The sequence below is a fragment of the Sporosarcina sp. P1 genome (assembly GCF_002743155.1).
Classification (GTDB): Bacteria; Bacillota; Bacilli; order Bacillales_A; family Planococcaceae; genus Sporosarcina; species Sporosarcina ureae_B.
Genome location: NZ_PDYS01000001.1, coordinates 488,976 through 510,664, shown reverse-complemented (window position 1 = coordinate 510,664; position 21,689 = coordinate 488,976). Strand labels below are relative to the sequence as shown.

Sequence of the window (21,689 nt, the reverse complement as noted above, 5' to 3'; positions counted from 1 at the left end):
GATTATTTTATCCTACCCAATGTAATTGAATTTTCAATCATTATACACATTTATGCCATAATCTATAAACAATATAGGAGTCAGTCAAAAAGCGACACACTTTTCAATTCGCTTTATATATGATAAGAAAGTTGCTTCCAACCTAGCAAGTTAACCGCTACATGACGTGAAGCGTAATATATATTACGGAGGAAAAAATGATTAAAACTATTGAAAGAAACTTACTATTGTTTAGAATTGAAGTAAAAAGAATTATCATGTATAAGAAAGCTGAATTCTTAGGAATCGCACATCCGAGCGTTGTAAGAAGCAGCCAACGACTAGATAGCTTATTGAACAGAGTACAAGGAATTTATTCTTAACTATTGAAGTTACATCTATAGTATCAATAATAGTTCCAAAGAAAAGACAGTTCCCGTTTTGGAACTGTCTTTTTGTATTGTCTGAAACATTGTCATTCAACACTTCTATAAAATCCGACATTCACGATCACTTGATTTTTTGGAAATCGCTAGGCTGCCCATTGCGTGAAGGAAAATAGTTTAGTAAATACCAGTTATATTCGCTTTACTACCTTTCTATAATCCATATGGAGTGCAAAGCTTAATAGCAATAATACACCTACCATTGAGAGAGGAATCATCCATAGATTGTCTGCCGTTGTATAAAGGCCTAAAAACATTATGCCGATCGCAATCATTGGAGCCGATATATAATAAGGTTTTGCATTATAAAACCATCCGTACGTAAAAAAGTGCGCCCCTGTAATAATGGCAAATATCATAATTGCATCCTGCGGACTTTTTAACATACTCCAAAAAAGTATCGGAAAATAGAGAATCTGTGCTAGATTCAAATATAACCCTAGACTACCTAAGGCGTTATTTTTAAATTTCCAATCGGCCTTTAGTATATATGAAATACCAACTGAGAGAGGGAACATTAAACCTGTCGAAAAAAGCATCCCGATATTTTTCTGCGTTATTTCTAATGACTGCATAAATATAATGGTAATAATCAACCAAATCACACTAGCAGATAGGATAAATGAGATCCCATTTCTCCCTTTAATCGATAAATCATTTTTCATCTCATATATCGTCAAAGAAATCTTCCACCTTTCCTCTTCTTTTGTAAAACAGTATTGCTAAATTAGGCAAAGTATATCTAGTACACGTACTCCGCTCTATAGTTTTTCTGTATTTGGATAGATTTCTTTAATAAAGTCCGCAGATTGTTCTATTAATTTCTTTAGTATCTCTATTTCAATATCCGCGATTTTGTTGATATATATACAAGATTTACCTGTTGTGTGTTTCCCAAAATCTTTTAACAGTTTCTCTCGCTGTTCATTTTCAAGCGTTACATATAAACTGATTTTAGCTTTTCGTGGGGAAAAACCTACGATTGGCGCGTCCCCTTCATGACCAGAACTATATTTGTAATGATATTTGCCAAAACCTATAATACTCGGTCCCCACATTTTCGCTTTATACCCCGTCGTCTCGGTGAAGATATCCAGTAAACTAAAAGCATCTTCACGCTTTCTAAGTTGATCAATGTTCTCAATAAATTCAATAACACTACTATCGGTTTCTTTAGTTTTTAATTCGTACATTGAATTATCTCCATTCTACTATTTTTTGGTTTGCGCGAAATTCATATTGATTTCTAGATCATAATGCCAGAAAGGACGACTGATTACAGCACTGGTATCGTCTATTGATTTTATGGAAACGTCATCGCACTGTCGTCCCGTTGACGTTAGTATCACACATATGCCTTTGTATTATTTAAATACCAGAAAAATTAATCTTTTTTACAAGCACTTTCCTAATCGTCGCGTCTATAAACAGATTATCTAACATGAATAATGTTTCATCTTTCATTATGTTTTATTAAAGATACCAGTAACAGGTAGCATTCTCAATCCGCTTGTGGAAAGGACGATTAAAGTGTATATTTTAACTACTAATAATCATAGCTGTCTTAGGAATATATAACTAAGCCACTTCGATTATTGCAGAGGGTTCGTAACCATCCCCTCTAAAAACAAAACTATGGAGGAATGTAGAGTGAGTAAAGCAGTTATAGTATTTAGTGGCGGACAAGATTCTACCACTTGCCTGTTATGGGCAATGGAAGAATTCGACGAAGTAGAAACCGTCACATTTTTGTATGGGCAAAGACATAAGTCAGAAGTTGATTGCGCTACAAAAATCGCGAAAGACTTAGGTGTTAAACAAAAAATTATTCAAATGGACGTTCTCAATCAGTTAACTTCGAACGCATTGACCCGAGATGGTATGCAAATCGAAGTAGAAGAAGGAAGTGTACCCAATACATTTGTAGAGGGACGGAATCACATATTTCTTTCATTTGCGGCAATCTATGCCAAAACTGTTGGGGCAAAAGCGATTATTACCGGTGTAAGTGAGACAGATTTCAGTGGATACCCTGATTGCCGAGATGAGTTTATTCGTTCATTGAATACGACTTTGAATTTAGCAATGGACTATCCATTTGATTTGATCACTCCTTTAATGTGGAAAGACAAAGCAGAAGTTTGGGCAATGGCCGATCAAATGGGACGGCTGAAATATATTCGAGAGAACACGCTAACTTGCTATAATGGGGTTATTGCAGATGGTTGCAAGGAATGCCCCGCTTGCCAGTTGAGAAATGATGGGTTAGCGAAATACTTACAAGGACAGCACGTCTCATGATCCGAATTACGATTTATTTACTATCTATCATTCTTGCCAATGTAATTACAGCACGATTTGCTCCACTTGAACTTGGTCCATTAATTATCCCCTACGGTACTTTGTTCATTGGATTAACACTTGTCATGAGAGATATGGTCCAAAACAGATTCGGAAGACGTCAAACATACATATTGATTGCAGTCGCACTCTTATTATCCGCTGTTACCAGTCATTTATTAGGAGATCAATTATGGATCGTCTTTGCAAGTACGCTTAGTTTTATTGTTTCAGAAACAGCAGATACTGAAATTTATACCCGCTTTAAATTACCTTTTGTAAAAAGAGTACTGTTCTCGGGTGTGGTAGCTGGCTTTTTAGACTCAAGTTTATTTGTAATTATTGGAATTGGTCCACTAGGGCTTAACTTCGTCCCATGGGAGTTAGTTCCATATGCAATACTCGGACAATGGATAGCGAAAGTGTTGATGCAGTTGATCGTTGCCGGCGGGATTAGACAAGTTGTGATTAAGTTAAATATATATGAACCAAATATTTCAGAAGCACATTAAAAGGAGTTTGGAAAATGCCAGAAAACAGTAAAAACAGCCTTACATTACTCGGAAATCAAGAGACAACATATAACTATGAATATGATCCAGACGTTTTAGAAACGTTTGAGAATCAACATCAAAGCAATGATTACTTTGTTAAATTTAACATTCCTGAATTCACTAGCCTTTGTCCAATCACTGGCCAACCTGACTTTGCTACCATATATATATCCTATATTCCTGATGTAAAAATGGTAGAAAGTAAATCATTAAAGCTATACATGTTCAGTTTCAGAAACCATCCAGGTTTTCATGAAGATTGCGCAAATCTGATTATGAAAGACTTAATTCATTTAATGGAACCACGATATATTGAAGTGTGGGCCAAGTTCACTCCGCGTGGCGGAATCTCCATTGATCCGTATTGTAATTACGGAAAACCTGGAACGTATTTCGAACAAATGGCTAAAGAAAGACTTTTTCAACATGATATATATCCCGAGAAGATAGATAATAGATAATTTTTTATGCCAGGCACAGAGACAATTTGAAAATGTCTCCATGCCTGGCATTTTACTATACTAACCGAATCACATGTCAAAAAAGCTATACTACTATAAATCCTTTCTGAGCCCTTCCACTAAAATGTATTCTTTTTTATTCCTTAATGTAAATGAGCGGGCTTTTTATCATCACTTATACATACAGTATAAGTGAGATGTGAAGTTTTCATCATCATATACTAATAAACGGAGGGAATTTCTTGAAAGATGAATCGGCAAACGAAAATATGAATAGAGAAAAGAATCGAAAAGTTCAGCAGTTGGAACAATTTAAAGTTGACAATAGAGGGAAAAAGCTTACGACCAATCAAGGAGTGAAAGTGTCCAATGATGAAGAGTCATTGAAAGCAGGAGTACGTGGGCCTACATTAATGGAAGGAATTCATTTAAAAGAAAAACTCATGCACTTTGACCGTGAACGGATTCCTGAGCGGGTTGTTCATGCGAGAGGATATGCAGCACACGGTGAGTTTGAGTTATATGAATCAATGAAAGACTATACAACAGCTGCCTTTCTCCAGAAAGCAGGACAGAAGACACCTGTTTTCACACGCTTTTCTAACGTAGCAGGAAATTTAGGATCTGTTGATACAGCAAGGGATGTCCGAGGTTTTGCGGTGAAGTTTTATACAGAAGAAGGAAATTACGACTTGGTGGGAAATAATTTACCTGTGTTTTTTGTTCAAGACAGCATGAAATTTCCCGATCTTGTTCATGCAGTAAAACCTGAACCGGACACAGATATGCCCCAAGCGGCTTCAGCTCACGATACGTTTTGGGATTTCATAGCTAACAATCAAGAATCCGCCCATATGGTGATGTGGCAAATGTCAGACCGGACCATTCCTAGAAGTTGGCGAATGATGGAAGGCTTTGGTGTCCATACATTCCGGCTGATTAATAGTGAAGGTCAAGCTAGTTTCGTAAAATTTCATTGGAAACCAATACTCGGCGTGCATTCATTAGTATGGGATGAAGCGCAGAAAATCGCTGGAAAAAATGCAGATTTCCAGCGCAAAGATCTATGGGAATGTATTGATAAAGGATATTTTGCTGAATATGAATTCGGCGTTCAATTGATTGCAGAAGAAGATGAATTCATGTTTGATTTTGATATTCTCGATGCAACAAAACTGTGGCCCGAAGAGATCGTGCCTGTTAAAATCATTGGGAAAATGACGTTAAATCAAAACGTAACAAACGTCTTTGCTGAAACCGAACAAGCCGCTTTCCATCCTGGTAACGTAGTGCCCGGAATAGATTTCACTAATGATCCACTTTTACAGGGCAGACTTTTATCCTACCTCGATACCCAACTATACCGTCTCGGTGGACCAAACTTTACAGAAATACCGATTAATCGTGCAGTCTGTCCATTCCATAACAATCAGAGAAATGGATTCAACCGACAGCGCATTGATGTCGGCAAAGTAAGTTATCATAAAAATTCTTTGGCTGATAATACGCCTGCCACTTCCACAGCAAAAGAAGGCGGATTTGTTCACTATGCTGAAAAAGTGGAAGGGCGCATCATTCAAGCACGGAGCGAATCATTCAAGGATCACTTTTCTCAAGCCCGACTTTTCTGGAATAGTATGTCACCGCCCGAAAAACAACATATTATTAACGCGTTTAGTTTTGAAATTGGAAAAGTGAATAGTATAAGTATTAGACAACAAGTAGTGGATATGTTCGCTAACGTTGATCAGAAAATGGCTACCATAATCGCAAACAATGTAGGAGTTAATAAACCAACTGGTGAACAAGTCAAAGTTACAGCGTCATCCCCTGCGCTGAGCCAGGAAAATACTCCCCGCTACCCATACAGTTTGAAGGTCGGTATTCTCATTGGTGACGGATTTTCTGACGAGGAAGTGAAATCGACAATTGAACATCTAGCAAAGTATGGAGTTTGGGTATATACAATTGGTGAAAAACTTGGTACGGTGAGAGGAAAGAACGGCCTGGAGATTCATGTCAATGAAACGTTTTTGACTACAGCCCCCGTTTTATTCGATTCTCTTTATGTAGTAGGCGGAAACGCAGCGGATCAAGCAAAGTTCAATTCGGATAGCGTCTATTTCATCAATGAGGCATTCAGACATTATAAACCGATTAGCGTTGCCAAAAGCGGAAACGCTATTTTCACAGCATCTGACGCAAAAAAGGGACCTGGTATTGTGTTTGCGGAAAATAACGCTACTTTTAACGATGATTTTATACTCGCTATTACCCAGCAACGTTTTTGGAAACGAGATATTTACTAATTCTTCCTGGAAAGAAGCGTCACTCTGAATGATGAGTGACGCTTCTTTATATTCTAATCCCTTATTATTTCTTTCAAAATACAACATATTAATAAGATTACGTTGTCATTTACGAAAAGATAGAAACCTTAAGCCTTTTGCGCTTACATATGTCGTGCTTTTCATTACCTGGGAAATTAAGAGTCTAGATGAACTATATATTTGATTCGTTAGGTCTTTATTTTATAGTCCGATCGAAAACAGAATGACTGCTAAGGCTGCGCCTAGTATTGGTACAACGACAGACAAAGCTCCAAATGCCGGATATGCGTCTTTATGTGTTTCGCCAGCAATAGATCGAATTGTTGTTACAACATATCCCCCTTGAGGAAGTGAATCCAACGATCCTGAAGAGATGGATACCGTTCTATGCAATGCTTCGGGATCTACGCCTAGATCTAAATAGTGTGGTGCTAATAGTGGCAAAGCAATTGCTTGTCCACCTGACGATGATCCGGTTAATCCAGCAATGACTGCTACCGCAAGCGCTCCACCGATTAAGGGACTTCCCGGAATATCTGTCATGACATTTACTGCTGCATCAAAAGCCGGTGTCGCCTTGACTACCCCGCCAAAACCAACGACTGCAGCTGTATTAGCAATAGCAATAACTGCACCCATCGCACCTTCTCCTACTGCATGACCAAAATTTTGGAAGTACTTTTTATTCAAAATAAATGTTGCTAATATACCGCCACTTAAAGAGATAATTAGTGCCGAGGTTCCGAGAGATTTGTGCAATAATAACGTGATTCCAAGAACTACTACTAATGGAATCATACTCAGTATTGGATTCGGAAGAGCTCTTTGCATATCTACTTCCTTATCCGTATCTCTTGCAACAAACCTTTCCCCTTTGGATACAGCTTTGGAAATCATTCGCTTCAGCCACCAATAGCCGAACAAGAACATGAAGACTGCTACGAGAATACTGACTTCCCATCCCGCATATGGACTCGTGCCAAGGAACTCAATTGGAATCCAGTTTTGAATTTCAGGAGATCCTGCAGATGTCATCGTAAATGTTGTAGAACCAAATGCTAGTGCAGCTGGAATGAATCTTCTTGGCAAATCAGCTTGTTTAAACAGACTTAACGCCATCGGATAGACCGAGAACGCAACAACAAACAAACTTACCCCGCCATACGTTAACACTGCACAAGCGATAACGACCGCCAAGGCTGCTCTTTTCATACCAATTTTACTGACAATCCACTTTGAAATACTATCGGCACCACCACTATCTTCCATAACTTTACCGAATATAGCTCCAGTTAAGAACATTAAATACCAGGAAGCAATAAATCCTGTGAATCCACCCATATAGTTGGTTAAGAAATTAACCGCGCCTTCTTCTGCCAACTGTGGGAAAAGCGGGATGCCATTCATAATTGCGATCAACAGTGCGGTAATGGGTGCCGCAATGAGAAGGTTCATACCTCTCATTGTTAAATAAATCAAGATCGCAAGTCCCCCAAAAAGGCCGATCATTCCTAACATACTCATTCCTCCTAATTACCTTGTTCCTTTATTACGTACTTTATTATTTGCTATAACGATCTACACGTAGTTGCGCTTGTCTAGCATGTCCTTCAAAGTTCTCTAGAAGACAAAGGCGTGCTGCGTACTCACCGATATATGCAGAGGCTTCAGGAGTTACCTTCTGATAAGTGACCGTTTTGATGAATTTTCCAACCCACAATCCGCCTGTGTAACGAGCAGCTCCCTTAGTCGGCAAAGTATGGTTTGTTCCAATTACTTTATCTCCGTATGCTACATTCGTCTCCGGTCCCAAGAACAAGCAGCCGTAGTTCGTCATGTGCTCTAGGAAGTAATCGGGATTCTCTGTTAAAATCTCCACATGTTCGAATGCTAGGCGATCTGCTTCGATCCGTGCCTCTTCAATAGAATCCACAACCAATATTTGACCATAATCTTCCCAAGACACACTTGCTACGTCTGCTGTTGGAAGTGTTTCCAACTGACGTTCAATTTCTTTAATTGTTTCGTGTGCAAGTTCTTCTGAAGTCGTAATCAACGCTCCAGGAGAAGTAGGTCCATGCTCTCCTTGACCAAGAAGATCAATTGCAATCATTTCTGCATCTGCTGTATGGTCTGCTACAACCAGTGTCTCTGTTGGGCCTGCAAACAAATCAATTCCTACGCGACCGTATAATTGTCGCTTCGCTTCAGCAACAAATGCATTACCCGGTCCGACAATCATATCGACAGATTCAATTGTTTCTGTCCCGATAGCCATTGCCCCCATCGCTTGAATGCCACCAAGTAAATAAATTTCGTCTGCACCTGCTAAATACATTGCCGCAATGGTCGCTTTTGGAATTTCGCCATTGATTGGTGGTGTACAGGCAATGACCCGCTTCACTCCTGCAACTTTTGCAGTCAATACACTCATATGTGCAGATGCAACCATCGGATAGCGTCCACCCGGTATATAACAACCTACGCTGTTTACTGGAATATTTTTATGTCCTAGAATAACACCAGGAATATTTTCCACTTCCACATTGTGCAAAGAAGCAAGCTGCGCTTCTGCAAACGCTTTTATATTAGTTTGAGCAAATTTAATGTCTTCGATTACACTGTCAGGCACTTGCGCAACAATTTCTTTAATTTCTGATTCACTAAGTCTGAAGGATTCTGGGGACCATTTATCAAATTTCTCCGAAAGTTCACGTACCGCTTGATCTCCACGATTTTCCACTGCTTTTAACGCCTCAGAAACTATTTCAGATACCTTCGTATCATTTGCTACTACTTCTTCTTGTGTTTTACCCGCTTTGATTACTTTTACCATGATTTTGCCTCCTATTTTTAAACGCTTACATTTTGTTTGATCTACACACTAACTTGGGTAATATTTAGAATGCGTATGCGAATTCCGTTTTGCATACGTATGCAAATAACTCTACGTTAAAATAATAGTCTAAATATTCGTCAAAGTCAACAACTTTATGTAGTTTTTCTTTCTATCAATTTGCCATCCACTTCTATCGTTTGCACAGATCCTGTATAAGATGTCACTTCTTCCAGCAAATACGTTACGGTTGCTTCAATCATTTCTTCAATAGGCTGTTCCCATGTCGTCAATTCGTATGCAGGCCAAGAAGCCATACCGATATTATCAAATCCAACTACCCTTGTGTATTCAGGTACTCGGATTTCATGTTTGCGAAGTGCATCTAATACCCCTAGTGCCATAATATCATTCGCCACGAATATAGCAGATGGTAATTGATTCTCTTCAATCAGAGTGGTAGCTGTGTTATATCCCCCTTCATACGTATAGTCCGAACTATACGTGCGATACACAATATTTTGCTGATCCAAGACTTCGCAAAAACCTTTTTTACGTTCTATACTTGTAGAGGTATCTTCATTTCCCGTGATCAATACTAGTTCCATGGACCCTTTTGCAATTAAAAAGTAAGCAATAGAACGTCCAGCTTCTAAATTATTGCAACTTACTGAATGAAAAACTTCAGTCTTAGGCTTTCTATTAAAAAAAACAAGAGGTATGTGATTCTTTTTGAATTCATTTCCAACTGTTTCTGATATCGTAGCATCTGTTACAACTACGCCCGCTACATTATAGTTAAGTAATGTTTCCACATCTTCCTCTTGAATTTCATCATTATTAGTGGAGACAAATAAGATGCTATAACCTTGCTGTTTGAAGATTGAACTAAATCGTTTTAATACGTGTGTATAGAATGGATTGTGAACACTTTTCATCACAAGTCCAATAATTTTAGACTGGTTTGTTATTAGACTTCTGGCATATACGTTGGGACGATAGCCGAGCTCTGCCGCTGCCTCAAGAACCCGTTTTCTAGTTTTAGCCGAAACAGAAGCACCTTCAAAATATACTCTTGAAACCGACGATTGTGAAACGCCCGCTAGCTTAGCAACATCCATCGCCGTTACCGTTTCTCTCATTTAATTCAATCCTTTGCAATGATTTTAATTTTATGTGTTATTCTCAATACTGTTTTTTATTTTATTCAATTTAGTAAATTATATAGTATATATTCAAAGATTTAAAATGAAACTTTTTAGTGGCTAGTTCACACTAACAATTCGTTTACTTTTTATAGAAATTGTATGGTACTGAAAATGATGATCCGCAATGTATTCGCTTATAGCCACTTTTTATTCTATACACTGTAAGTTTCTAATCACTTGAAACGTTCTCGTTAGCCTGTTAAATGCTATATCAACAGAATAATTGAAAGATGAAAAACTGCCAGGTACCAACACAGTCCTCATGTGCTCGTACCTGGCAGTTTTATGTGTAATTTTCTAAAGCACTTCGGCTAAAGTGACTTTACTTGTTAACGTAAAGAGCCTTCTGCTTCCGGAATATTATTCATGTCAATAGCGTTCAATTTACAGAAATAGCTCATAAACTCTTGCGCTTCTTTGATTTGCTCTTCATCCGTTTTTAATGCAATAATATCGTTTAAAATTTGAGCAGTCCAAATATTATCAAAATAACGGAATGTACCTGAATTCCATGAAGTACGATCAGGATAGTTCTTATTTTTATAGTAATTCCAGAAAAGCATTTTCTCAGCTTCTTCTTCAGTAAGTTGAATTCTATATTCAGGGTGGGTAGGCACCAAACCATCCTCACCGATACTTCCAGTAAACGTATCACCAACCATGAAGAGACCAATAATAGTTCTTTCAGTTTCTGCTTGATCTGCGGTTCTAACAGTTAGAACACCTGCACTGTTCGGACGCAAACGAGTCACCGGGTTAGGTAATCCTTTATTCTTCCCACTTTGTATACTTCCAGTCGATATCTCCCAGTCGCCAAGTACTTCTGACTGTCTTTCTTTATCTAACCAGAAAACAATTTGTGAACTTTCATGAATTTTATGGTTCTTTAATATTTCTCTACGCTGCTGCTCAAGCACCTGGATAGCCTTTTCTTCTTTACGCTTCTTTTCCAATATTTTTTCTTCTGCTTTTCGTTCCACAAAGACCTTCTCTAAAGACTCTGCCATACTTCGATTGTTTAACGTAATAAAATTCTCGAATGCATCGGGATAGACAAATCTTTTAAGATCCTTATTAAAATCAACAGTGATGAATGACTCCTCGTGTTCCACAATATTTCCCTCACCAAACACGTTATGAGTAATTTCTTCATTAATTAAATTCACTAGCCAATCTCCTCCTATAAATTCCTTGATAAATACTTTACAGCAAATCTAATTAAAACATTCTGTGTTTTCACACTTTATTTCATTGAAATGGAACAACCCATTTTTCGAATTCAAAAAAATGCGCCCTTCATTCCTTGCTGGAATAAGTTGCGCAGGATTGTTACAGCCGTCCTGATTACTTGTACATATACAGTATAACACATTGTTAGAAATTTCTCAAATTTACGGTTGACACGGATCATTTGTTTATCGTATAATATACGATTTTGATTTTACAAGACTGTGTTTAGAACTAGTTTTAGTCTTAATAGTATTGATATGTAGGCTTCACATATTGCAGGATATCTCCATGATTCATGAAGTTTATCACATATATAAATCGAATCATTAATTCTCCTTCAACTAACTATGCACTCTTAATATAGTATTCTTCAAACGGAACATGTATAACAGAAGAGTTATTAAATGGTTAAATTATTTGCAATTCAAAGAGCACCGCTAACTTTTAGCGGCGCTCCATTCAATCTATTTTATTATTGTACCGTTTCTTCTACTGGTGATTGTTCTTTTATATAACGCAACACCGGCTTACGTGCTGCCTTTGTTTCATCTAGGCGGCCGATGACTGTTGTATGTGGTGCTTCTTGAACGATTTCAGGATTTTCTTCTACTTCTTTGGCGATTTGAATCATCGCTTCAATGAAGTTATCCAACGTTTCTTTTGATTCTGTTTCTGTCGGCTCGATCATCATGGCTTCTTCCACGTTCAAAGGGAAATAGATTGTTGGCGGATGATAACCAAAGTCTAGCAAACGCTTCGCCATATCGAGTGTACGTGCGCCAAGTTTCTTCTGACGACGACCGGATAAAACAAATTCGTGTTTACAGTGCTGTGTATAGGGAAGATCAAAGTATGGTTCTAGGCGACGCATCATATAGTTGGCATTAAGCACTGCGTATTCCGTAACCGCTTTTAAGCCGTCTGGACCCATTGAACGAATATACGTATATGCACGTAGGTAAATACCGAAGTTTCCGTAGTACGGCTTCACACGACCAATGGATTGTGGCACGTCATAGTTCAATATGAAGCGATCATCTACTTTTTCAACAACAGGTTTTGGCATGAAAGCAGCCAATTCCTCCGTTACTCCAACTGGACCTGAACCTGGTCCGCCACCACCGTGAGGGCCTGTGAACGTCTTATGCAAGTTCAAGTGAACCGCATCAAAGCCCATGTCGCCAGGGCGTGCTTTAGACATAACCGCATTCAAGTTCGCTCCGTCATAATACAGCTTTCCGCCCACTCCATGAACCACTGCCGCCATTTCTAAGATATCTTCTTCGAAAAGACCAAGCGTGTTCGGATTCGTCAACATCAACGCTGCCGTGTCAGGACCTACTTTTGATTTCAAATCTTCAAGATCTACTAAGCCTTTTTCATTCGACTTCACTGTCACGGTATCAAAGCCAGCAACCGTTGCAGAAGCCGGGTTTGTTCCATGAGCGGAGTCGGGTACAAGTACTTTCGTACGCTGCGTATCACCATTCGCTTCATGGAAAGCACGAATCATCATCAATGCTGTCCACTCTCCGTGCGCGCCTGCTGCAGGTTGTAATGTAACTTGTGGCATACCCGTGATTTCAGCCAAGTGTTCTTGCAAATCGTACACTACTTCAAGTGCACCTTGTACAGTAGATTCGTCTTGCAGCGGGTGAACGCGTGCGAATCCTGGGAAACGTGCTACTGCTTCGTTGATCTTCGGATTGTATTTCATCGTACAAGAACCTAATGGATAGAATCCTGTGTCGACACCGTGATTACGATTGGACAATGCAGTATAGTGACGCATGATGTCCAACTCAGATACTTCGGGCAGTTCTGCTTCTTCCGTACGAATTACACCTTGAGATAAAATGGATGTAACATCTACTTCAGGTACATCTAATTCAGGTAAGCTATAACCGATTCGGCCAGGTTGGGATAGTTCAAAAATGAGTGATTGATTGTCCTTATGCATGGATAGCCTCCAGTTCTTGCACGTATGCATCGATTTCTTCTTTCGTACGTTGTTCTGTAACAGCGATCAGTGCGTGATTCGCTAGACTTTCATCTACTAGACTTAGATCATATCCACCAATAATTCCTTGTTCAAGCAGGCGTTTATTGACATCTTTAATAGGTGATTTACAATCCACTACAAGTTCATTAAAATGCGCAGAACCAAATTTCACTTCGAATCCAGCTTTTTCAAATGCTTGTTTCGCGTAGGCCGTTTTCGCGATGTTCTGATATGCGATTTCTTTAATTCCTTCCTTACCAAGAGCTGTCATCGCAACAGATGCCGCAAGAGCGTTCAGAGCTTGGTTCGAACAAATATTGGATGTTGCTTTGTCACGACGAATATGTTGCTCACGCGCCTGCAATGTCAGTACGTATCCTCTACGCCCTTGATCGTCATTCGTCTCACCAACTAGACGGCCAGGAACTTTACGCATCAACTTTTTCGATACTGCGAAATATCCACAATGTGGTCCACCGAATGATTCTGCGATTCCGAATGGTTGTGCATCTCCAACTGTAATATCCGCTCCAAGCGCTCCAGGCGGTGTCAATAGCCCCAGTGCAAGTGGATTTGCTGAGACGATCGATAGTGCACCATTGTCATGTGCAATATCGCTGATTGCCTGAAGGTCCTCTACTTGTCCGTAGAAGTTCGGATATTGAACGAGTACTGCTGCAGTCTCATCATCAATCAGTTCTTTTAGCTTATCGATATCCGTTACACCGTTTGTATGTGGGATCGTTACGACTTCAATGTATTGTCCGTCAGCGTATGATTTCACGACTGCGTGTGATTCATTGTGAACAGTAGCGGACACAAGTAACTTCTTACGGCGCGTATGCCCTGCAGCAAGTGTTCCTGCTTCTGCAAGTGCCGTTCCTCCGTCGTACATGGAAGAGTTCGCTAGTTCCATCCCTGTCAATTCACAGATCATCGTCTGGAATTCGAAAATCGCCTGTAACTCACCTTGTGAAATTTCGGGCTGGTATGGTGTGTACGCTGTATAAAACTCAGAACGTGAAATGACATGATCTACGATAATCGGACGATAGTGATCATAAACTCCCGCTCCTAGGAACGATGCATACTCTTGAGCGTTGACATTTTTCGCAGCCAAACGCCCCAGTTCTTTTAGAAGAGATGTTTCGGATTTGGCTGGTTTAATTTGATATTCGCCTTTAAAACGTACCTTTTCCGGAATATCCGAGAAAAGTTCATCAATGGAAGAAACGCCGATTGTTTCGAGCATATCTTTCTGGTCTTGCTCCGTCATAGGTAGATAACGATGCTTCATAATTTTTTACCCCTTTTCACTTATGATCTTTTATAGAAAGGTGTTGCAATGACTTTTGCTTTCAGACGTTTTGCGCGGATTTCGACTTCTACTTCCGTGCCAAGTTCCGCAAATTCTGTAGATAGAAGCGCAAAACCGATGTTCTTTTTTAATGTAGGAGATTGCGTACCAGTTGTGACTTCGCCAATCTCTCGGTCACCCTCAAACACTTTATAACCAGTACGCGGAATTCCTTTATCGATCATTTCAAGTCCGACAAGCTTACGTTCTATCCCTTGTTCTTTTTGCTTCACAAGAATATCTTTACCAATGAAATCCTCTTCTTTCTTCACTTTTACGACGAAACCAAGGCCTGCTTCTAATGGAGAAATATCCTCTCTCAGTTCTTGACCGTAAAGAGGGAGTCCCGCTTCAAAGCGCAATGTGTCTCGTGCACCAAGGCCTGCAGGTACCACACCGTCTTCTTTGCCTTCTTGTAAAATTTTTGACCACAGGTTCTGGATTGCTTCAGGTGTACCGTAGATTTCAAACCCATTTTCTCCTGTATAACCCGTACGTGAAACAAGTACATCTTCTCCGCCCACTTGAACATGTTCTTTAAAACGGAAAAATTTGATTTCTTTAAGCGACTCATCCGTCAGTTTCTGTAATACCGACTCCGCCACCGGTCCTTGCAGTGCAAGTAAAGCGTAATTGGAAGATTGGTTATCAATGACGACATTGTCAATTTGTTGTTTTTCCATCCAAGCTACATCTTTTTCAATATTCGATGCATTGACTACCAATAAATAGCGCTCTTCCTCTAATTTATAAATTAAAAAGTCATCGATCGTTCCACCTTGCTCATTACACATCACTGTATACTGTGCTTGGCCAATCGTTAGTTTGGATACGTCATTCGTCACGAGCTTCTGCAAATAGTCGAGTGCTCCGCTACCACTAACAAACACTTCTCCCATATGCGAGACATCAAACAAACCTGCTTTTGTCCGAACGGCTTCATGTTCTGCTTTAATACTAGAAAACTGCACAGGCAACTCCCAGCCGCCAAAATCGATTGTTTTACCTCCGTACTCTTTATAACTTTCAAATAACGGCGTGCGCAATAATTGATTCGTCAAACTGTTTCCTCCTTTTTGTTCTGATCAAAGAACGATCAGTATGTATTTCATCAAAAAAAGGACAGGGGTCTCCTATAAAAGAGAACCCCTGTCCTTTTGCCTGAAAGCTTTACAGTTTCCATACTTTCTTCGGCCGCTGATTGCTCAGCACTCTCCAGAGATGCGTCATGTATGCGTTTTGTTACCTGAGAGATTCATAACATTCGTTACTTGCTCCTTCGGCGGCGCCTAATGCGCGCTCTCCCCATACAATCATTCGCATTATTGAGTTAATTTTTTCTTCACTGATATCTTAACATTTCATAGAAGTAAGCGCAATCTATTTATTAAGAAGGCATAAAAACGAATGATATTTTGATTATAAACCAAATCATTCGCTTTTTCAACGAATTATTGATATCTCTCAATTTGAAAGATAATATATTCTGCAATGTCCGTTAAAGATTTGCCCGTAGTCTCCACAGTGAAATGAGCAGACTGTAAATACTTCGACTTACGTTTTTTATAGAGCGCTTCTAATTCTTGCCGCGAAGATTGTTGTACAATAGGGCGATTGACATCAGTCGAGATTCTGCGCCAAATATCGCGGAATGATGCATTGAGGAAAAATACGATGCCCGTTTCACGCATCAATTGTATATTTTCTTCCTTTACCGCCACGCCTCCACCAGTGGCTACAATACAAAATTCTTCTGGAAATTTTTCGAGGAATTCCGTCTCCAACTGCCGGAAATACAACTCTCCGTACTGATCGAATATCTCAGGAATCGTCATTTGCATTTGTTCTGAAATTTCATGATCCATATCAAAGAACGGAATGCCTGTTAACGTATGCAGCCGTTTACCGATTGCGCTTTTTCCACATCCCATGAATCCCACTAAATAAATCCTTTTCATTTTCATCCATCCCGTTTCATTAATTCAACTGCTTTACGCTCATAATAGATTTCGAGCCAGTCGTATATTCTGTAGATACTATCATGCCATGAAACGAGGGAGAAAAGAAAGAGACTTACCAAAAATAATAAAACAATCGCGAAAATAAATGATCCTCCCTTCTCATTCTTGATATAATCCAATAGCAAACGTCCTTTCTTTACGCATACCATCCTTCATTTCGACAGCAAGCTTCAATTCGCTATCCTTCACAGTAAATTTACTGGATTTCACATTCATCAACAAAGGGACATGACCTGTTCCATTCACAACCTTACGAAGCATTTTATCGTATTGCTGTATAGTAATGCTTCCTTTTTGGGTATGGAACGTAATGAGCGTAGATTTCACTTCCTCCACTACAGTTACTTTTTCCAATAATTCCTGTAATTCCAAAGAAAATAACTCCCACTCGCCAAGCAGATCTCCGTGGTAAACATTATCTACGGGTGCTTTCCAGTAGAAAAATAAAACTGTTAATTGAATTAGCATCATGAATATAAGTAGATGAATGATACTCTCAACTAGTGAATATCCCTTTTCATTCAACTGCATCATAGACTCACACATTTATGATTTGCGACTTGTTGTATTTCATAGCCCACACAAATTCGACTATCGCTAACGATCCAATCATACTGTAGATCTTCGTGAAATCTGCTCCCTGTCACTTGTCCCGATGCTTTGTTTAGAATAGCTGCTTGGTAGGCTGTTTGACTGGCAATCATCGCTTGTTTTTTTCCGGTGGCGGACGATGTCAATATGTTGGCCATCGGTATTAGAGATCCAAATATCACCATGGCAACGAGTAACGACAACATAGCTTCCGGCCACGATTGCCCTTTTTCATTCATTGACTATCATCCTTCCTCTCTCAAACTGAAACGAGATAAAAATTTCACCTTTGCTTTGTGTAGAAAAATACATCTTTCCTGTTTTCACCATGTATCCTGTTTCAGAAAACTCTATTCTTTTAAGCGGAGAATGTTTAGTCCTGTACATGCCTTCAGGAAATATTCCACGTATTAGCGTTTCTTTCATATCAATTTTTTCCGCCTTATAAGTTGCTCCACTTTCACCAAATGTCAAAGCAACACTTTCTTTATGTGTCATTGCATATAGCTGCATCTCATGAACAGACGCAATGAATTGCTTCAGTGCATCCTTTTCGGATTCTTTTTCCAGGTGTTTTTCACTAAAAGGAAGAATGATGGCTGTCAATATCGTCATGATGGATAGGACCAACAAGAGTTCCAAAAAGGTGAATCCATGTTGATCATTGAAAATACGCTTAACCTCCACTATTTGCAGCCTTTACTTTTCCTTCCATATCGATCGAAATTGCACTGCCATTCGGACACGCAGGTTCAGCTGGTAAATACCCTTCTGTAGTTAGTGATGAAATCGTTGGAATCGTTTTTTTATCCATCTTGTATGCCTGCACTTGGCCTTCTACCATTTTGACATACGCTTCACAGCCCTTTTCATCAATCGATTTAGAATGCTTCGTAACATTCGGGATTGCAATCAAGATTAAAACAGTAATTATTAGCAACACGATCATCATTTCAATCAACGTAAAACCTTTTTCATTCTTCAGCAACACTTTCCCTCCTTTTAAATGTTGTCGATCATTTTATAAACAGGCAATAAAATAGATAAATAGGACAATAAAATACAAACCGCCAAAACACCAAATAAGGCAGGCTGTAAAATCGTTATCCATTGATTAACCTTCTCCTCCAATTGTTCACTCGTATGTTCGCTATATAGCATAAGTTCTTTCGGTAAGTATCCCGTATCAGCCCCGTGTTTTGCAAAATCTGCGAGACGTGGCGATAGACCATCTGTTAAACGGATTGCTTCGTGCAATGATTCACCATAAATGACATGTTCACTTAATTCGTTTGTGATGACCGCTAATATAGGATCCTCTGTCTGCTCCGCTAGAACAGCTAATGCGCTTTGCATAGAAAGTCCAGACTGCAACAAACTTCCGAGCTCACTGGCGAAATCTCTAGTTTTCATTTCACCGTAGAATGTTTTGATTCCAGGTATTTTTAATATATGGCGTAAAATTTCAGACGGGGACAATCTAGTTAACCACATTCGAACTAAAAGAAAACCAACAGCACATATAATAGCCATGGACAATAAGAGATCTGGTATAGATGAAACGAGTTTTGGTAATAAGTGAACGATTCCTCCATTGTCATCCGCCCGCATTACAGTCAATGCTTCAAAATTCGGTAAGAAAAATTGCCGAAAAGCGACTAACAAAATCAATAAGAAGGAAAACAGGACACTTGGGTACGCCAACAGTTTACGAACTTGTTTTTGCTTCTCCGTCTTTCGATTGACACGATCCGCTACTTCTTTCAAGGCGCGTATCAAATTGCCATCCACTTCCGCAATAACGATCGGCAACATCGTACTTTTGCCAAAACCTAAACTCTTCAAAATATGTGAAACACCATACCCCATCTTCAACTCTTCTTCTACTTGTCGAAGTTTTTCCTCATACTCTTTCGTATGATAGGGCAATATTAGAATGAGACCTTCATGAAAGGTATATCCTTCTTGTAATAACACCGAAAGTCGTACTAGAAACTCCGCTGGCTTTATAATTTTTTTATTGGAGGATGGACCGAAAAATTTAATCCGTTCCATATAGCACCTTTTCATACAAAGCTTGCTGCACTTCGATTTTCTTATTAACAGGAATCGTAAACCGTAGGCCATTCACCATTGATTCCGTAGCTAATTGTAGATCCGACTCCTGCAATATTTCAAAAACTGCTGCCGTCTCTCCTGACTGTTGTGTAATAAGACGCTGAGCAGATATCGCGATAATGGTCTGTCTTAGCTCTTCTACATGAATACCGAGGTCTAGTAAACGATACAAGCAACCCACAGGATCTTTCGCATGGATTGTGCTAAGAACTAAGTGTCCTGTCAACGCAGCTTCAACTGCAATTTTGGCTGTCTCAGCATCACGTATTTCACCAATCATGATGACATCGGGTGAATGTCGTAAAATCGCTTTTAATCCAGCAGAATAGGTAATACCAGAACGTTCATTCACTTGAATTTGTAGCAGATGACTATGATTATTCTCTACAGGATCTTCAAGTGAAATGACATGACGTTTGAGTTCGGATACACAATGAGAAGTCAATGAATATAATGTGGTCGTTTTACCAGAACCAGTTGGTCCGGTGACGAGAAACAGTCCTTGCTTATAAGCAGCAGCTTCAGCCAATTGCTGTGTCCAGTCAGGATCGAGACATAGCTGGTTGAGCGGAACGATTTTATCGTGTTTCTGAATGCGGATCGCGACACTTTCCTTTAATTGGATAGATGGGATTGTCGAGACGCGAAAAGAGAAGTTGCAGTCTAAGAAAGACCGGTGGAAGGAACCACTTTGCGGGCGTCGTTGTTCACTAATATCTAAAGAAGATAAAAATTTATAAAATGAAATTAACCGACCGCCTAATGTATGAGGATATTGACCGATTTTCGAAAAATAAGAGTGCTTGCGAATTGTCACGTCATATCCTTCTATCGTAGGTACAAAATGAATATCTGTCGCTTCAGAATGAATTGCTTTCTCAAGCAACTGTAAACACGTTTTTTCTATAGGGTTCTGTTCAATTTCCATAGTTCTCTCCTTTCTCTATTCGACAAAAGACCACTTTTTATCTTAGAAAGAAGTATATATGGGAATTAAATTGTTTAAAAATGCACTACATTTATGTTAATTCATTTTTTCATCATGATATTGGGTCAAAATTCAGTTCTTTACGTCAATTCAATATCAAAAATCAATTTTCATATTATTTTCATTGTAGGTTCTGTTATACTGTAATCAGCTACTATCTGAATCTGTTCGTACAAGTACACTCTTTTGACACAATGTGAAATCGATTGGAGTTTACTTTTAGGCTGACGTTCTATTATAATGGATAAGAGCTTATTGTAATGTTGTGAAGGAGGGATTCTTAGATGGATAATATGTTTAAACTTTTAGGATTCTGGTCAGGTATTTTTGCGGTAATGTTCTATGTTGGGAATATGGTTCCAGCTGCTTTACTTATGGTAGCAGGCACAATTTTCTTTGTTCTACTTGGATACTTGAAGCTTTCAGAGCGTATGTATGTTTACCTATTCGGAGCATACCTGATGATCTTCATGGTTGGTTTTAGTTACTATTCTATTTTCATTCATGTACCTGGTGGAGGACACTAATCCGCACAAACAAAAACAGCTTCCTCAACGGAAAGCTGTTTTTTGTTTGCTTGATTTTGATCAAAATCCGTGTAAGTACGGGTTTTGGTCTTTTTCGACTCCAGGTGTTGTCGCAGGCCCATGTCCGGGATAAAGTAACATCTCGTCGTCTAGCGTCAATAACTGTTCGTGAATCGCTTTGAGCAATGTTTCCGTATCACCGCCTGGCAAGTCGGTACGGCCTACGCTACCTTGGAACAATGTATCCCCTACAATTGCGAATCCTTCATCTTCAAAGATATAACAAACGCTTCCTGGCGAGTGTCCTGGCACATGACGCGTCTCCATCTTAAACGTCCCCACTTCCAAATGTTTTTCATCATGAAGTAGCACGTCAGCAGGGTTACAAATGACGTCAGGCAATACGGGGTATTTGGCTGAACCATTTAACTCAGGATTCGCAAGCCATTTCTTTTCCGCCACATGCAAGTACACAGGGATATCAAAAGCAGTTCGAATCTTTTCTACTGCCCCGATATGGTCAAAGTGTGCATGTGTCAGCAAAATGGCAACAGGCTTCAGAGATAACTTTCGCAATTCTGATAGTAACGCCTCTCCATCTTCGCCTGGATCGAATACTAAACAATTTTTCTTTTCATCTTCCACTATGTAGCAATTTGTCTGAATTGGACCTAATGGATGTATATGTATCCTCATTTACC

The 21,689-nt window shown here is 39.3% G+C and carries 23 protein-coding genes and 1 riboswitch; of the genes, 6 read left to right on the top strand and 17 right to left on the bottom strand.

The annotated features are described in order from the left end of the window. The first annotated feature begins 197 nt into the window (after positions 1 to 197). Positions 198 to 362 carry an aspartyl-phosphate phosphatase Spo0E family protein gene (locus CSV73_RS02585; RefSeq protein ID WP_099626541.1) on the top strand — a complete coding sequence of 55 codons (165 nt, stop codon included), beginning with the start codon at positions 198 to 200 and terminating at the stop codon, positions 360 to 362. A 194-nt stretch (positions 363 to 556) separates the two neighbouring features. Here the strand turns inward: CSV73_RS02585 and CSV73_RS02580 are convergent, their stop codons facing one another. Further along, positions 557 to 1,105, bottom strand: coding sequence for a DUF7010 family protein (locus CSV73_RS02580; RefSeq protein WP_099626540.1), 549 nt, complete (start codon positions 1,103 to 1,105; stop codon positions 557 to 559). An 81-nt stretch (positions 1,106 to 1,186) separates the two neighbouring features. Then, the gene (locus CSV73_RS02575) at positions 1,187 to 1,618 is read right to left on the bottom strand and encodes a DUF1801 domain-containing protein (RefSeq protein ID WP_099626539.1); all 432 of its coding nucleotides are present in this window, start codon (positions 1,616 to 1,618) and stop codon (positions 1,187 to 1,189) included. Between the two features lie 442 nt (positions 1,619 to 2,060). Here CSV73_RS02575 and queC point away from each other — a divergent pair, with 442 nt between their 5' ends. From queC to CSV73_RS02555, 4 genes are all read left to right on the top strand, one after another. Next, positions 2,061 to 2,726 carry a 7-cyano-7-deazaguanine synthase QueC gene (gene queC, locus CSV73_RS02570; protein WP_099626538.1) on the top strand — a complete coding sequence of 222 codons (666 nt, stop codon included), beginning with the start codon at positions 2,061 to 2,063 and terminating at the stop codon, positions 2,724 to 2,726. Further along, the gene (locus CSV73_RS02565; protein ID WP_085133510.1) at positions 2,726 to 3,277 is read left to right on the top strand and encodes a VUT family protein; all 552 of its coding nucleotides are present in this window, start codon (positions 2,726 to 2,728) and stop codon (positions 3,275 to 3,277) included. The genes queC and CSV73_RS02565 overlap by 1 nt, the downstream gene beginning before the upstream one ends. Before the next feature lie 14 nt (positions 3,278 to 3,291). Beyond that, positions 3,292 to 3,780: a preQ(1) synthase gene (gene queF / locus CSV73_RS02560; protein WP_085130444.1), complete on the top strand. Its 489-nt coding sequence runs from the start codon at positions 3,292 to 3,294 to the stop codon at positions 3,778 to 3,780. A gap of 269 nt (positions 3,781 to 4,049) precedes the next feature. Next, positions 4,050 to 6,089, top strand: coding sequence for a catalase (locus CSV73_RS02555; protein ID WP_199092922.1), 2,040 nt, complete (start codon positions 4,050 to 4,052; stop codon positions 6,087 to 6,089). Between the two features lie 222 nt (positions 6,090 to 6,311). On the opposite strand, the gene CSV73_RS02550 is transcribed toward CSV73_RS02555, so the two are convergent. From CSV73_RS02550 to comGA, 14 genes are all read right to left on the bottom strand, one after another. Next, positions 6,312 to 7,628 carry a GntP family permease gene (locus CSV73_RS02550; RefSeq protein ID WP_085130440.1) on the bottom strand — a complete coding sequence of 439 codons (1,317 nt, stop codon included), beginning with the start codon at positions 7,626 to 7,628 and terminating at the stop codon, positions 6,312 to 6,314. Positions 7,629 to 7,671: 43 nt separating this feature from the next. Next, the gene (gene hisD, locus CSV73_RS02545) at positions 7,672 to 8,946 is read right to left on the bottom strand and encodes a histidinol dehydrogenase (protein ID WP_099626536.1); all 1,275 of its coding nucleotides are present in this window, start codon (positions 8,944 to 8,946) and stop codon (positions 7,672 to 7,674) included. Positions 8,947 to 9,101: 155 nt separating this feature from the next. Continuing rightward, positions 9,102 to 10,088, bottom strand: coding sequence for a LacI family DNA-binding transcriptional regulator (locus CSV73_RS02540; RefSeq protein ID WP_099626535.1), 987 nt, complete (start codon positions 10,086 to 10,088; stop codon positions 9,102 to 9,104). Positions 10,089 to 10,483: 395 nt separating this feature from the next. Then, the gene (locus CSV73_RS02535; RefSeq protein WP_099626534.1) at positions 10,484 to 11,320 is read right to left on the bottom strand and encodes a malate synthase; all 837 of its coding nucleotides are present in this window, start codon (positions 11,318 to 11,320) and stop codon (positions 10,484 to 10,486) included. Between the two features lie 536 nt (positions 11,321 to 11,856). Continuing rightward, positions 11,857 to 13,344 carry an aminomethyl-transferring glycine dehydrogenase subunit GcvPB gene (gcvPB, locus tag CSV73_RS02530; protein WP_099626533.1) on the bottom strand — a complete coding sequence of 496 codons (1,488 nt, stop codon included), beginning with the start codon at positions 13,342 to 13,344 and terminating at the stop codon, positions 11,857 to 11,859. Next, positions 13,337 to 14,683, bottom strand: a complete 1,347-nt coding sequence (gene gcvPA / locus CSV73_RS02525) for an aminomethyl-transferring glycine dehydrogenase subunit GcvPA (protein WP_099626532.1) — start codon at positions 14,681 to 14,683, stop codon at positions 13,337 to 13,339. The genes gcvPB and gcvPA overlap by 8 nt, the downstream gene beginning before the upstream one ends. A 20-nt stretch (positions 14,684 to 14,703) precedes the next feature. Continuing rightward, positions 14,704 to 15,804, bottom strand: a complete 1,101-nt coding sequence (gene gcvT / locus CSV73_RS02520) for a glycine cleavage system aminomethyltransferase GcvT (RefSeq protein WP_099626531.1) — start codon at positions 15,802 to 15,804, stop codon at positions 14,704 to 14,706. A 163-nt stretch (positions 15,805 to 15,967) separates the two neighbouring features. Beyond that, positions 15,968 to 16,060: riboswitch (glycine riboswitch) on the bottom strand. A 134-nt stretch (positions 16,061 to 16,194) separates the two neighbouring features. Then, positions 16,195 to 16,701 carry a shikimate kinase gene (locus CSV73_RS02515; protein WP_085130426.1) on the bottom strand — a complete coding sequence of 169 codons (507 nt, stop codon included), beginning with the start codon at positions 16,699 to 16,701 and terminating at the stop codon, positions 16,195 to 16,197. Positions 16,702 to 16,863: 162 nt separating this feature from the next. Continuing rightward, the gene (comGF, locus tag CSV73_RS02505; RefSeq protein ID WP_158232271.1) at positions 16,864 to 17,298 is read right to left on the bottom strand and encodes a competence type IV pilus minor pilin ComGF; all 435 of its coding nucleotides are present in this window, start codon (positions 17,296 to 17,298) and stop codon (positions 16,864 to 16,866) included. Continuing rightward, complete coding sequence (locus tag CSV73_RS02500) at positions 17,295 to 17,594, bottom strand: hypothetical protein (RefSeq protein ID WP_085130420.1); 300 nt, start codon at positions 17,592 to 17,594, stop codon at positions 17,295 to 17,297. The genes comGF and CSV73_RS02500 overlap by 4 nt, the downstream gene beginning before the upstream one ends. Then, positions 17,587 to 18,042, bottom strand: coding sequence for a type II secretion system protein (locus CSV73_RS02495; RefSeq protein ID WP_198166043.1), 456 nt, complete (start codon positions 18,040 to 18,042; stop codon positions 17,587 to 17,589). The genes CSV73_RS02500 and CSV73_RS02495 overlap by 8 nt, the downstream gene beginning before the upstream one ends. Then, positions 18,032 to 18,343, bottom strand: coding sequence for a competence type IV pilus major pilin ComGC (gene comGC / locus CSV73_RS02490; RefSeq protein ID WP_099626530.1), 312 nt, complete (start codon positions 18,341 to 18,343; stop codon positions 18,032 to 18,034). Before comGC ends, CSV73_RS02495 begins: the two co-directional genes overlap by 11 nt. A gap of 14 nt (positions 18,344 to 18,357) precedes the next feature. After that, entirely contained in the window at positions 18,358 to 19,410 is a 1,053-nt protein-coding gene (gene comGB, locus CSV73_RS02485) for a competence type IV pilus assembly protein ComGB (RefSeq protein WP_158232269.1), read from the bottom strand. After that, the gene (gene comGA, locus CSV73_RS02480; protein WP_099626528.1) at positions 19,397 to 20,401 is read right to left on the bottom strand and encodes a competence type IV pilus ATPase ComGA; all 1,005 of its coding nucleotides are present in this window, start codon (positions 20,399 to 20,401) and stop codon (positions 19,397 to 19,399) included. Before comGA ends, comGB begins: the two co-directional genes overlap by 14 nt. A gap of 344 nt (positions 20,402 to 20,745) precedes the next feature. Here comGA and CSV73_RS02475 point away from each other — a divergent pair, with 344 nt between their 5' ends. Beyond that, positions 20,746 to 20,988: a DUF2626 domain-containing protein gene (locus CSV73_RS02475; RefSeq protein ID WP_085130409.1), complete on the top strand. Its 243-nt coding sequence runs from the start codon at positions 20,746 to 20,748 to the stop codon at positions 20,986 to 20,988. Positions 20,989 to 21,048: 60 nt separating this feature from the next. Here the strand turns inward: CSV73_RS02475 and CSV73_RS02470 are convergent, their stop codons facing one another. Then, positions 21,049 to 21,684: an MBL fold metallo-hydrolase gene (locus CSV73_RS02470; protein ID WP_085130407.1), complete on the bottom strand. Its 636-nt coding sequence runs from the start codon at positions 21,682 to 21,684 to the stop codon at positions 21,049 to 21,051. Positions 21,685 to 21,689: the final 5 nt, after the last annotated feature.

Coding starts and splice junctions, on each gene's coding strand:
- CSV73_RS02585 (WP_099626541.1), top strand. CDS start 198: ATGATTAAAACTATTGAAAGAAACTTACTATTGTTTAGAATTGAAGTA.
- CSV73_RS02575 (WP_099626539.1), bottom strand. CDS start 1,618: ATGTACGAATTAAAAACTAAAGAAACCGATAGTAGTGTTATTGAATTT.
- queC (WP_099626538.1), top strand. CDS start 2,061: ATGGAGGAATGTAGAGTGAGTAAAGCAGTTATAGTATTTAGTGGCGGA.
- queF (WP_085130444.1), top strand. CDS start 3,292: ATGCCAGAAAACAGTAAAAACAGCCTTACATTACTCGGAAATCAAGAG.
- CSV73_RS02555 (WP_199092922.1), top strand. CDS start 4,050: ATGAATAGAGAAAAGAATCGAAAAGTTCAGCAGTTGGAACAATTTAAA.
- CSV73_RS02550 (WP_085130440.1), bottom strand. CDS start 7,628: ATGTTAGGAATGATCGGCCTTTTTGGGGGACTTGCGATCTTGATTTAT.
- hisD (WP_099626536.1), bottom strand. CDS start 8,946: ATGGTAAAAGTAATCAAAGCGGGTAAAACACAAGAAGAAGTAGTAGCA.
- CSV73_RS02540 (WP_099626535.1), bottom strand. CDS start 10,088: ATGAGAGAAACGGTAACGGCGATGGATGTTGCTAAGCTAGCGGGCGTT.
- gcvPB (WP_099626533.1), bottom strand. CDS start 13,344: ATGCATAAGGACAATCAATCACTCATTTTTGAACTATCCCAACCTGGC.
- gcvPA (WP_099626532.1), bottom strand. CDS start 14,683: ATGAAGCATCGTTATCTACCTATGACGGAGCAAGACCAGAAAGATATG.
- CSV73_RS02515 (WP_085130426.1), bottom strand. CDS start 16,701: ATGAAAAGGATTTATTTAGTGGGATTCATGGGATGTGGAAAAAGCGCA.
- comGF (WP_158232271.1), bottom strand. CDS start 17,298: ATGATGCAGTTGAATGAAAAGGGATATTCACTAGTTGAGAGTATCATT.
- CSV73_RS02500 (WP_085130420.1), bottom strand. CDS start 17,594: ATGAATGAAAAAGGGCAATCGTGGCCGGAAGCTATGTTGTCGTTACTC.
- comGB (WP_158232269.1), bottom strand. CDS start 19,410: ATGGAACGGATTAAATTTTTCGGTCCATCCTCCAATAAAAAAATTATA.
- comGA (WP_099626528.1), bottom strand. CDS start 20,401: ATGGAAATTGAACAGAACCCTATAGAAAAAACGTGTTTACAGTTGCTT.
- CSV73_RS02475 (WP_085130409.1), top strand. CDS start 20,746: ATGGATAATATGTTTAAACTTTTAGGATTCTGGTCAGGTATTTTTGCG.
- CSV73_RS02470 (WP_085130407.1), bottom strand. CDS start 21,684: ATGAGGATACATATACATCCATTAGGTCCAATTCAGACAAATTGCTAC.